The organism is Arthrobacter sp. Y3225116, assembly GCF_059091245.1.
This window is the reverse complement of sequence record NZ_JBNHGL010000082.1, coordinates 1-11541: the sequence shown is the minus strand read 5'-3', so window position 1 is coordinate 11541 and position 11541 is coordinate 1. Positions and strand designations below refer to the sequence as shown.

At 68.4% G+C, this 11541-nt stretch carries 13 protein-coding genes; 10 read left to right on the top strand and 3 right to left on the bottom strand.

Annotation, left to right across the window (positions count from 1 at the left end; translation table 11 throughout):
- The 4 genes from AC5RV2_RS09640 to AC5RV2_RS09625 all read left to right on the top strand — a co-directional run.
- Window positions 1–717: Lhr family helicase (locus AC5RV2_RS09640; RefSeq protein ID WP_494092144.1), on the top strand; the 717-nt coding region annotated here is incomplete at its 5' end.
- The gene (locus AC5RV2_RS09635; RefSeq protein WP_494092143.1) at window positions 710–1498 is read left to right on the top strand and encodes an Fpg/Nei family DNA glycosylase; all 789 of its coding nucleotides are present in this window, start codon (window positions 710–712) and stop codon (window positions 1496–1498) included. The genes AC5RV2_RS09640 and AC5RV2_RS09635, both read left to right, overlap by 8 nt.
- Before the next feature lie 182 nt (window positions 1499–1680).
- Window positions 1681–3633, top strand: a complete 1953-nt coding sequence (locus tag AC5RV2_RS09630; RefSeq protein WP_494092142.1) for a DUF6541 family protein — start codon at window positions 1681–1683, stop codon at window positions 3631–3633.
- A 44-nt stretch (window positions 3634–3677) separates the two neighbouring features.
- Window positions 3678–4655: an RluA family pseudouridine synthase gene (locus tag AC5RV2_RS09625; protein ID WP_494092145.1), complete on the top strand. Its 978-nt coding sequence runs from the start codon at window positions 3678–3680 to the stop codon at window positions 4653–4655.
- A 22-nt stretch (window positions 4656–4677) separates the two neighbouring features.
- On the opposite strand, the gene AC5RV2_RS09620 is transcribed toward AC5RV2_RS09625, so the two are convergent.
- On the bottom strand, window positions 4678–5157 hold the full coding sequence (locus AC5RV2_RS09620) for a DUF4383 domain-containing protein (RefSeq protein ID WP_494068518.1): 480 nt from the start codon (window positions 5155–5157) through the stop codon (window positions 4678–4680).
- A 329-nt stretch (window positions 5158–5486) separates the two neighbouring features.
- Between AC5RV2_RS09620 and AC5RV2_RS09615 the strand changes: the two genes are divergently transcribed.
- Entirely contained in the window at window positions 5487–6530 is a 1044-nt protein-coding gene (locus tag AC5RV2_RS09615) for an SDR family NAD(P)-dependent oxidoreductase (protein ID WP_494092141.1), read from the top strand.
- Here the strand turns inward: AC5RV2_RS09615 and AC5RV2_RS09610 are convergent.
- Window positions 6527–6880, bottom strand: a complete 354-nt coding sequence (locus AC5RV2_RS09610) for a hypothetical protein (RefSeq protein WP_494092140.1) — start codon at window positions 6878–6880, stop codon at window positions 6527–6529. The two genes, AC5RV2_RS09615 and AC5RV2_RS09610, sit on opposite strands and share 4 nt — an antisense overlap.
- A 274-nt stretch (window positions 6881–7154) precedes the next feature.
- Between AC5RV2_RS09610 and AC5RV2_RS09605 the strand changes: the two genes are divergently transcribed.
- From AC5RV2_RS09605 to AC5RV2_RS09595, 3 genes are all read left to right on the top strand, one after another.
- Complete coding sequence (locus AC5RV2_RS09605) at window positions 7155–8036, top strand: manganese catalase (RefSeq protein ID WP_494092139.1); 882 nt, start codon at window positions 7155–7157, stop codon at window positions 8034–8036.
- A gap of 61 nt (window positions 8037–8097) precedes the next feature.
- A complete protein-coding gene (locus AC5RV2_RS09600; RefSeq protein ID WP_494092138.1) occupies window positions 8098–8841 on the top strand; it encodes an MBL fold metallo-hydrolase in 744 nt (247 codons plus the stop codon).
- Entirely contained in the window at window positions 8841–9689 is an 849-nt protein-coding gene (locus AC5RV2_RS09595; protein ID WP_494092137.1) for an FRG domain-containing protein, read from the top strand. The genes AC5RV2_RS09600 and AC5RV2_RS09595 overlap by 1 nt, the downstream gene beginning before the upstream one ends.
- Here AC5RV2_RS09595 and AC5RV2_RS09590 read toward each other — a convergent pair.
- Entirely contained in the window at window positions 9686–10207 is a 522-nt protein-coding gene (locus AC5RV2_RS09590) for an O-acetyl-ADP-ribose deacetylase (RefSeq protein ID WP_494075744.1), read from the bottom strand. The genes AC5RV2_RS09595 and AC5RV2_RS09590 overlap by 4 nt on opposite strands.
- Before the next feature lie 46 nt (window positions 10208–10253).
- Here AC5RV2_RS09590 and AC5RV2_RS09585 point away from each other — a divergent pair, with 46 nt between their 5' ends.
- Window positions 10254–10913: a DedA family protein gene (locus AC5RV2_RS09585; RefSeq protein ID WP_494092136.1), complete on the top strand. Its 660-nt coding sequence runs from the start codon at window positions 10254–10256 to the stop codon at window positions 10911–10913.
- 26 nt (window positions 10914–10939) lie between these two features.
- On the top strand, window positions 10940–11541 hold a 602-nt coding region (locus AC5RV2_RS09580), incomplete at its 3' end, for a TspO-related membrane protein (protein ID WP_494092135.1).

The following is an 11541-nucleotide window of genomic DNA, read 5'->3' as shown; positions in this document are numbered from 1 at the left end:
GGCGCCGGCGCGGGTACCGGCAAGGGGCCCGGCCAGCCGCGCACCGCGCCACCGACCGTCGCGGGCCGCTGGTCGCTGCTGCCGGCGCCGGAGACCGATCCCACCGTGCGCGCGCATGCCACCGCCGAACTGCTGTTGGACCGCTACGGCGTGGTCACCCGCGGCTCGGTGGCCGCCGAGTCGATCCCGGGCGGGTTCGGGCTGATGTACAAGGTGCTGGGCAAACTGGAGGAAACCGGCCGCTGCCGCCGCGGTTACTTCATCGAACACCTCGGGGCGGCCCAGTTCGCGGTCTCCCCCACCGTTGACCGGCTGCGGTCCTTCAGCCGCGATGCGCAGCTGGGCGAGCAGGCGCCGTCGGCCGTCGCCTTGGCGGCGACCGACCCGGCCAACCCCTATGGGGCCGCCCTGCCGTGGCCACCGCAGGATTCCGGCCACCGGCCCGGCCGCAAGGCGGGCGCGCTGGTGGTCCTGGTGGACGGAGAGCTTGCCCTGTACGCGGAACGCGGCGGCAAGACGCTGCTGGCCTTCACCGAGGACGAGGAGGCGCTGGCGTTGTGTGCCCGGGCCCTGGTCCAGGTAATCCGTCGCGGTGCCGCGGACAAGATGGCCGTGGAAAAGGTCAATGGCTCCGGCATCCTGGACACGCCGCTGGCCCATGCGCTGATGGATGCCGGCTTCTATTCCACCCCGCGGGGACTGAGGTTCCGTGCCTGAAGGGGACACCATCTGGCGTGCCGCCCGGCGCCTGCATGCGGCGCTGGCCGGGCAAGAGCTCACCGGCAGCGACTTCCGGGTGCCGCGCTATGCCACGCTGGACCTGGTTGGGCAGACCGTGGACGAAGTCCGCTCCCGCGGCAAGCACCTGCTGATGCGGATCGGCGCGCTGACGGTGCACTCGCATCTGGGCATGGACGGCAGCTGGCAGATTTACCAGCCCGGCGAGCGCTGGCGCAAACCCGCCTTCCAAGCCCGCCTCATCCTGTCCACCGGCACGACGACGGCGGTCGGCTTCGCGCTGGCCGCGCTGGACGTGGTGCCGCGCGCCGACGAGGACAAGCTGGTGGGGCATCTGGGCCCGGACCTGCTCGGGCCGGGCTGGGACGAGGCGGAGGCGCTGCGGCGGCTGCGCCAGGAGCCCGACCGTCCGATCGGGCTGGCCCTGCTGGACCAACGCAATCTCGCCGGGATCGGCAATGTCTACCGGTGCGAGGTCTGTTTCATTGCCCGGGTGCACCCGTCCACCCCGGTGGGTCAGGTGCCGGATCTCCCGGCCATGGTGTTGAAGTCCAAGCAACTGCTGGAAGTCAACAAGGATCGCGGCAGCCGCAGCACCACCGCGTCGCCCGCCCGCCGCGAATCGTTCTGGGTCTACGGGCGGGCCGGCCGGCCGTGCGGCCGCTGCGGCACCCCGATTGTTCACGACCTGCAAGGCAATACCGACGCCGACCAGCGCGACGTCTACTTCTGCCCGCACTGCCAGCCGCCGGCTCCCTGATTCGCGGGGCGCGGGCCCCTGCCGCCGCATGCCCCCGTCCTCGAGGACTTCGCCCGCCATGCCCCCTTGGCCCCGGTTCAGGGGCCGCCCCCCGCCTGCCACAGGGCCCCTTCCGGCCCGCCACGACGGCGGCCGGGCGGCACAAACCGTAATATGGAGACGATGACCGACGAAGGGGGCCCATGAGCTGGCTGCAGACGATTCCGGCCGCGCTGTTGGCCATCGTCCTCGTCTTCGGACCCGGCCTGCTCTGGGGTGCAGTGCTCGGCCTGCGCCGGTTGTCCCTGGTCGCACTGGCCGGCCCGTTCGGTGTCACCGCCATCGTGGTCGCCGCCGAGCTTGGCCGCCTGCTCGGGCTGGATTGGGCCTGGCCGCAGCTGCTGGCCGTGACCGTGCTCGTGGCCGTCCTGCTCTGGCTGCTCCGCCGCAGCGTTGGCCACCGCCTGCACCGCGATCCGGAAACCCCGGACCTTCCGGCGCCCTGGCGGTCGGTCGTGCTGGCCTGGGCCGTGTCGGCGGTGCCGCTGGCGGCCGCCATGGTCTGGATTTTCGGCGCCCCGGACAACATCGCGCAGTCGCACGACAACATCTTCCACCTCAACGCGCTGCGCTACATCTCCGACTCGGGCAACGCCTCCTCGCTAACGCTCGGCTACCTGGGCACCACCGACCGGGGCACGTTCTACCCGGCGGGCTGGCACGATGTGGTTTCCCTGGTGATGATCACCGCCGGGTTGCAGCCCGCGGCCGCCATCAACATCACCAACCTGGTGCTGATCACCGGCATCTGGAGCAGCGGCTGCCTGTTCCTGGTCAGCCGGATCACCGGTGAACGCATCATGCCGCTGCTGGTCGCCGCGGTGCTCTCGCTCGCCTATAGCAGCTTCCCCTACCTGCTGCTGGAGTTCGGCGTCGTCTATCCCTTCATGCTTTCCATCGCCATGCTTCCGGCCGCCCTGGGAGTGGTGCTTCAACTGCTCCGGGTGGGCGTGCACACGCGCGTGTCAACGGAAGGCAACGTGCTGCTGCTGGTCGGGCTGTTGCCGGGCATGGCGTTGTCCCACCCCGCCACCATCATGGGACTGCTGGCGCTCTCGGTGCCGCCGGTTTTCGCGGCCGCCCACCCGGCGCTGCGCTCCGGAGAACAACGACGGCGGCGGCGAGCCTTGGCGGGCACCGCCACCTATCTGGTGGTGCTGGCCGCGCTCTGGGTGACGCTCCGACCCGCCCGCAGCAGCAGCACCAACTGGGACAACCTGGGCAGTGCCGCCGAGGCCCTGGGCGACGTGGTGCTGCATTCGCCGCTCGAGCGCCCCATCTCCATCCTGGCGACGGTCCTGACGATTGTGGGCGCCGCGGTCGTCTTCAATCTCCGCAAAAACCGCTTTGCGCTGGCAATGTACGCTATCGCGGCTGCCCTCTACGTGATCGGCAACTGGCACCAGATGCCGGGCCTGCGCTGGTGGGTGACCGGTATCTGGTACAACGACTTCTTCCGCATCAGCGCCATGCTTCCGGTGGCCGGACTGCTGATCGCAGCGATCGGCGGCGTCGCGCTGGCCGGGACTGCGCGCTCCTTCTTCCGGGCCACGCTGGTTCGCCGCGAGAAGAAGCAGCCATCGTGGTTCCGGCCGGCCGCCACCGGCCTGCTGGTGGTCGCCAGTTTGGCAGTGGTGCCGCTGTTTGCCGTGCAGCGGGGTATTTCCGAGGCCGCCGCCAAGTACCGGTTCACGGACAGCTCCCACCTGCTCACCGCGGACGAACTCGCGCTGATCAAGCGGATCCCCGCCCACGTTCCGGAAGACGCGGTCATCGCCGGCAACCCGCTGACCGGAGCCTCGCTGTCCTACGCCTACACCGGGCGGCCCGCGCTGGTCCCGTCAGGAATCACGTCGCCGCGGGTGGACGGCAAGCTCATCATGGACAAGCTGGATCAGATGAAGACGGATCCGGCGGTGTGCGCCGCCGTCGAGGCACAGAACGTGCAGTTCGTGCTCGACTTTGGAGACCACTCGGTGCACCCCGGCGAGAGAACCTCGGTGCCGGGCCTGCAGGAGCTGACCGAGGCCAACGGCTTCGAGCTGGTGGACTCCGAAGGCGAAGCAAAGCTCTACCGGGTCACCGGCTGTCCCTGACCGTTGCGGTTGCGGGTGGTGCCACCCGGTACCCTTGATGGGTGATGGAATCCCCGCTACCGGTGCGCGACGGTGTCAATGCCACCCGCCTGCGCCTCCCCGGGCAGGGGCCGTGGCAAACGGCGCTGGATTACATGCTGCATCGGTGGGGCCATGTGGATCCCGACGGCATCAGGGACCGCTTCGACCGCGGAGAGATCGTCGGCGAAGGCGGAGCCGTGCTGGACCGGACCACCCCGCTGGATGCCCACACTTTCATTTGGTACTACCGGACCTTGCCGCGGGAGAAGCGGCTGCCGGTGGAGATCAACATTCTCCACCAGGACGCGAACATCCTGGTGGTGGACAAGCCCCATTTCCTTCCGACCACCCCCGGTGGCACCTACATCCAGGAGTCGGCGCTGGTCCGGCTCCGACGCCAACTGGACATCCCGGATCTGATTCCCATGCACCGGCTGGACCGGCTCACTGCCGGTGTCCTGCTGTTCTCCACCAACCCGGCGACCCGCGGCAAATACCAGGTGCTCTTCGAGAAGCGCCAAGTGCAAAAAGAGTACGAGGCCGTAGCACCGCTGGATCCGCGGCTGCAGTTCCCGCACACGGTGCGAAACCGCATGGTCAAGTCCCGCACCTACCTGCTGGCCGAGGTCGTCGAGGGAGAACCCAACGCGGAGACCCGGATCGAGTTGCTGGAACAGCGCGGACGGCTGGGCCGCTACAAACTGGAACCGCACACCGGGAAGACGCACCAACTGCGCGTGCACCTGGCGTCGCTGGGTATCGGCATCCTGCACGACCCGTTCTACCCGGTGCTGCTGGACGAGGCTCCTGACGACTTCGAGCGTCCCCTGCAATTACTGGCCCGCGGCATCTCCTTCACCGACCCGATCAGCGGGCGACCGGTGGAATACCGCAGCAAACTGGAACTGTCCGAGTGGGCAGCACCATCCGAAGGGGCAGCAGAAAGCGCCGCCGGAGCAATTGCTGCCGGCGGCGCCTTGGCCCCAGCCCCGCGAACCTAGCCGACTACGGGATCCGGCCGCATCATGCGCGGCCGGCAGCGGTTCCGCGCGCGCTGGTGTCCCGCCGGCGGTCGAGCAGCAAGCCCAGGGCAATCATGACCACGCCCAGGACGAAATGCAACCAGTTGTCTGCGGTGTTAAACGGCACGAAGTTGGCTGCGCTCTGCTGGTCGATGAACAGGCCGTACAGCCACAGGACCAGATAGACCGCGCCACCCCAGATGAAGAAGTTCCGGGCACCGGAAACCGTCCTCGCGAGCGCGAACGCCGCCACGCCGTACAGGAGGTGGACGATGTTGTGCAGAATCGATACTTGGAACACGCCCAGCAGCATGGCTTCGGACTCGTGTCCCGCGAATGACATCTGGTCATAGTTCGAGGTGATTCCCGGGATGAAGCCCAGGAGCCCGATCAACAGAAAAACGGCACCGAAGACCATTGCGGCCGTTTGGAGCGGGGTCCGCCCGGTGCTTCGGGCCTGGACGTTGCCTTCTCTTGCCATGGCGATCTTCCCCTCTGACGCCTTGGCAGGTGCGTGCCTCGACGCCGTTCGATATGGACCCTGATCAAATCACTCTACAATAAGCTTGCTTACTAGTTAACCCCCCGCAGCCAGCCTCGACCGAATTTCGCTGCCTTTCCTGCGGATAATCCGCTGCCTATGCTGCGGATATAGCCCGGTGCGGCAACTCCTGCCGGCCGGCGGTCCCGGCCGCGCAGAGTGCTGGAAAAGCCCGGCGGCTGTGGTTGCCCCCTCCGCCGCCTAGCCCCGCCCGGTGCTGCGGTCTACGCTGATGCCACGTCCGCCGGTAGGTTAGCCGAGGAGGAGCAGTGGCAAAGCAACCGTCCCGTAGCCGGGCCAGCGATCGGGCCAAAGACCGGGCCACGGCCCCGGTCACCGTGATCACCGGAGCCTCCAGCGGAATCGGCAGGGCGACGGCCCGGATCCTGGCCAAGCGCGGAGCTGCCCTGGTTCTGGCGGCGCGCAGCGCCTCCAGCCTCGACGAGGTGGCGGCCGAGTGCTCAAGGCTGGGGGCACAGGCCATCGCGGTGCCCACCGACATCGCGGATGAGGGCGGCTCCGAGAGGCTGGTCCAAGCTGCGCTGGACCGTTTTGGACGGATCGACGTGTGGATCGGAGCTGCGTCCGTTTATGGCTACGGCACGTTCGAACAAACACCGGCCGACGTGTTCCGGAAGATGGTCGAGACGAACCTGCTGGGCCAGGCCGACAGCATCCGCGCCGTGCTGCCGCAGTTCCGACGGCAGCGGCGGGGAGTTCTGATCCTCGTCGGCTCGGTCTACTCCAAGATCAGCACGCCCTACGTGTCCGCGTACGTGGCCGGCAAGTCGGGGCTGCTGGGGCTGGCCAACGCGCTCCGGCAGGAGCTGCTGGACGAGAAGGAGATCCACGTGTGCACCGTCCTGCCCGCCACCGTCGACACGCCGATCTTCCAGCATGCGGCCAATTACACCGGTCGCGGTGTCCATCCCCTCCCCCCGGTCGTCAGCCCGTACCGGGTGGCCAGGGCCATCGCCCGGATGGCCTCGAAGCCCCGCCGCCAGGTGGTGGTGGGCCGGCTCCAGCACGTCTTCATTCCGTTCCAGCACTGGTTCCCGGGCTTGCACGACCGCGTATCGGGACCGCTCATGGACACGCTGGCGCTTCGGGGAAAGGGCGTCGCGCCGTCGGCTGGGACTGTTTTCGCGCCGGATCCGCCGTCGAACGAGGTCAGCGGGAACTGGCGTTCGGGACGCGCCCGCGTGATGGCCGGAGGACTGGCAGGCCTGGCGATGGCCGGTTACCGAAGCGTCCGGAAGCGGCGGCACCCGCACGCCGGGCTCTTGGGAACCCGCAAGCGGCGACGCTCCTAGCCGGAGCGTTCGGAACGCGCCCAAGCGGCCAGCCAACAGACTTCGACCACGGCGTCGAGAAGATAGATCCTGCTGATGCGCCCGGGCGCCGCGGTGAAGACGTCGACGGACGCAAAGGTGGCAGCCGTCCCCATGCCGATCCGCCGGGCGGCGGCTAGGCCGTCGGAAGTCCCGGCGCCCCTGATCTGTGCATGCCCCGCCGCCATCATCAGGCCGCCGACAGTCTTGACCAGCCAAGGCTCCGCTTTCGGCCCGGTAACCGCTTCGAAGCTGCGGTAGTGCAGGAGCGGCCACACCCCGAAGGCCACATTGAACACGCCGTGGGCGACGGCCAATGCTGCCGGGCGCATACGGAACACCTCTCGCCGTCGGAGTGGATCTGGGCGGTGGGCCTGCGGCAATTGTGCCGCACGGGACTATGAAAATCCACGCGTCGCCGCCATGACCTGCCTGCTGTCGAAGGACTGGTCCCAATCGAAGTCCGGGTACCCCGCTGCCTGTCACTAAGGTTGCTTATTATATCCGGCGTGCTTAGCGTGGAAATGCAACCGGCCCGCACGTGGCCAACCCGGACCGATGAGTTGGCAGTAACGACGGCGGGCCTTTTAGCGGAGGTCGCCGCACATGTTTTTCCACAAACAAGAGCTTCAGTACAAGGCCGAACCGGACAAGCCGGACGCCGTCTACGCCAGGAAACTGCAGGAGGTCCTGGGCGGACAGTATGGTGAGATCACGGTCGCCATGCAGTACAGCTTCCAGGCGTGGAACATTCACATCCCCGGCAAGTACAAGGACCTGCTCTTCGGCATTGCCGCGGAGGAGTTCGGCCACGTGGAGATGCTGGCCAAGATGATTGCGCAGCTGCTGGAGAAAGCCCCGCTCGGCATCACCGACGAAGCGGTCCAGTCTGATCCGACGATCGCCGCGGTGGTGGGCGGAACCGATGTCCAGCAAGCCATCGTCGCAGGCGCCGGCGCCCGCCCGGTGGACAGCAACGGAAACCCCTGGTCGGGAAGCTACATCACCGCCAGCGGCAACTTGCTCGCGGACTTCACCTCCAACGCGAACGCCGAGATGCAGGGCCGGCTGCAGGTAGCCCGGCTCTACCACATGACGGACGACCACGGCGTGCGCGATATGCTCTCCTTCCTGCTCGCCCGGGACACCATGCACCAGAACCAGTGGATCGCCGCGGCACGGGAACTTCAGGAAGAGGGGTCCGAGACCCTGCCGGTGCCGAGCAACTTCCCGCTGTCCAAGGAGAACCGGGACGTGGCCTACCAGTACCAGAACTTCTCCGACGGGGCCGCCGCGGCCCAAGGTTCCTGGGCCAGCGGGGCTTCCCCGGACGGCAAGGGCGAGTTCACCTACCACGACGGCCCCACCACCACCGCCCCGATGCCGAAGCCGACCCACCCGGACGCACGCTTCTACGGGACCACGGAACTCCCGAACCTGGTGGAGAAGACCGCCGGGGCAGTCCAGGACAAGCTGCGCAAGGAATAGCACGCCACGCATCCCCGCGGCCGGCAGCGCCGCGGGGATGCTCTGACTCCGAAAGGCAGATATGTTTCAACGCAACGTCGCCGAAAACATCCACCGCGTCGCCCATGCCGATGTGAACCTCTACATCGTCGAGGACGGCGACAGGATCATGCTGGTCGACGCCGGGCTGCCGGCGATGTGGAAAATGACCGTGGCAGCCATCCGGGAGTTGGGCCGTTCGCCCCGCGACATCAGTGCCCTGGTGCTGACGCACGCCCATTTCGATCATGTGGGGTTCGCCGCCCGGTTGCAGCACGACCTCGACGTCCCGGTGTACTGCCATCCCGGCGACTACTACATCGCCGCCCACCCGTACCGGTACAAGCACGAGAAGAACCGCCTGCTCTATCCCGTCAAGTACCCCCGGAGCATTCCCATCCTGAGCCGGATGACGGCAGCCGGCGCACTCAGGGTCAAGGGTGTCACGGACCTGCGGACGCTCGACGACGGTGCCGCCGCAACGCTGCCCGGCGCACCCACGGTTGTGCCCACTCCCGGACACACGGCCGGGCACTGCGCCTTGCACTTCCCCGAGCGCGGGGCCTTGATCACCGGCGACGCGCTGGTCACCCTCGACCCGTATACCGGCGCCCGCGGCCCGCACATAGTAGCTGCCGCTGCCACCGCGGACACGCGGCAAGCGCTCCAGTCGCTCCAGGCCCTGGCGCAGACCGAGGCACGAATCGCCCTCCCGGGCCACGGGGAGCCGTTCGGCGGCGGCATCGTTTCGGCGGTGCAGCAGGCCATCGAGCGCGGACCGTCCTGATGGCCGGAAACGGCCCTGCCCCCGCGGGAGGCGGGCAGGAGTCCGTCGTCCACCCGGACGGCGACGACCTGTTTGGCCTGATCGCCAGCCTGACCGAGAGCCGCTGGCAATCCTCGCAGGGGAAGTTCAGGCCGACGGTTGCCTACCGCGGCCACACCTCCGCCGCCCGCGATCTTTCCACCGGGCTGGTCCGGCTGCGCGGGCAGCAGGAGACGGATGTGGAACGGCACATCCTGCGCAACTTCCGCAAGTACGCCCACCGGGACACCTCACCCGGGGACTCGGACTGGAATTGGCTGAGCGTCGCCCAGCACCACGGCCTGCCGACCCGCCTGCTGGACTGGTCGCACTCGCCCTACGTGGCGCTGCACTTCGCCACCCGGGACACCGGCAGGTACGACGAGGACGGTGCCGTCTGGTGCGTCGACTATGCGGCTGCCCACCGCACGCTGCCCGAGGAACTGCGCGCGGCGGTCGAGTCACTGGGCGGCGGACTGTTCACCACCGACGTTCTCTCCCGCGCCGCCTTCACCCTGGACGAGTTCGACCGTTTCACGGACGCGGACGGGCGGAGCGTGCCCTTGTTCTTCGAACCGCCGTCGCTGGACGAGCGGATCGTGAACCAGGCGGCCATCTTCTCCACCATGTCGGATTCATCGGCGGGCCTGGACGAATGGCTGGGGCGCCATCCCGGGATCTACCGCAAGATCATCATCCCGGCGACGCTCAAGTGGCGCATCCGGGACCACCTCGACCAGGCCAATGTCACCGAACGGGTGCTTTTCCCGGGCCTGGACGGTCTTTCGCTGTGGCTGCGCCGCTACTACGGCCTTCGGGACAAGGGCTAACCGCCCAGTTCCGCGTGGACGCGGCGAAAGGTCTCGGCCAGCCCCGCCGAAAACAGGACAAATTCGACCACCCGGATCCCGCCGCCGTCGTACTTGAGGACCTCGCCGATGCCGCGGCGGGCGACCGTCTCCGCGTCCCAGCCGTAGACGCCGGCGCCGATCGCCGGGAACGCCAGCGTCTCGGCCCGCAACCCGTCGGCCACGCGGAGGGATTCCCGGAAGCAACTGGCCAGCAACTCCGGGTCGGTCTGGCCGGCACGGCGGTTGGGTCCCACGGTATGGATCACCCACTTCGCGGGCAGGAAGTAGCCTTCGGTGGCCGCCGCGTGCCCCGGCGGCAGCCCGTCCGGCAGTTCCGTGGCGCGCAGCCGGCGGCAGGCTTCCAGCAGCTGCGGTCCCGCGGCGGCGTGGATGGCCCCGTCCACTCCCCCGCCGCCGAGCAGGCTGGAATTGGCGGCGTTTACTATGGCGTCCACCTGACGCTGGGTGATGTCGCCTTCAAGGATGCGGATTTCCATCTTTTCCAGTCTGCCACCGGGCCTGTATTCCCGATAGATTGGGCCAATGGAGATTCCCGAGGGGCCGCTGCAGTGGGTCTATTACCCCATGACGCTGCTGCTGGTCATTCTCGACGCCGCGATGCCCGCATCTCCGTCGGAAGTGATGGTGATCGGCGGGGGCACCCTGCTGGCCAACGGTGAACTGATCCTGCCGCTGGTGATCCTGGCCGCGGTGCTGGGCAGTTGGCTCGGCGACCTCCTGCTTTTCCTGCTGTTCCAGCGCGGGATCAACGCCTGGCTTAACCGTTACAGCTGGGGCCGGATGATCGACCGTGGGGTGACACTGGCACTGACCAAAGCGGGCGAATCCTCCACCTACGCCGCGGTGGTGGCGGCCCGTTTCATCCCGGGCGGCCGGACGGCCTCGGTTGCGGCCTCCGGGCTGGCGGATGTGCCGTTCAAGCCGTTCCTGCTCGCGTCCGCCGCCGGTTCGGTGCTGTGGGCAGCGTGGATGATCGGACTGGGCTACGTCGCGGGCACCGTTTCCACCTTCCCGTTTTGGGTCAACATCCTGATCGGGACGGTGGTGGGCGTCTTGGTGGCTTCGGTAATCACGGCGGTGATTGGCTTCCGCCGGCGGGCCTACCTGCGTGCCGCCGGCGCCGCCGACGCCGTCGTCCCGCGCCCCGCCGCATCCCCTTCGGCCGACCTGGGAGCAGAGTGAAAACTGCGCCTTCCGTGGAACCCTCGATGGATACCGCCCTGCCCCCGGCCCGCCGGCTTCGATCCATGCTGGCCACCGACCTGGCCCGCCAGTGCGCGGTGACCGTCGCTTTGGCCGCGTGCCTGCTCGCAGGAGCCAGCAGCGTGGGCCTGCTCGGCGGCACTCCGATCCATGATGCCGGCGGCGGGCCCCCCTCCCCCGACGGGACCCTGCTGTCGCTGGACGCGCGGGCAGCCGAGATCTGGTCGCTGATATACCTGGGCCTCTTCGGCTACACGATCTTCCAGTGGTGGCCGGCCGTGCGCGAGTCGGCACGGCAGCGCTCCACCGGATGGCCGGTCGCGGCGGCGATGCTGCTGACCGCGGGCAGCGTCCTGGCAGCGCAGGCCGGACAGGCGGGGCTGACGCTGGCCCTTACCCTGTTGGTGCTGGCATCCCTTGGCTGGGCGGTCTACGGACTGACCCGCCACCCCGGCCGGGAATCGGCGGAAGCCCTCTTGGCGGATGCCCCGATCGGTCTCTTCACCGGGTGGATGCTGCTCGCAGCGGCGGTCCAGGCCGCGGACTGGCTGACCGGTCGCGGCGCCGACCTGTTCGGCTGGGGCGCCACGGCCTGGGCCGTGCTGGC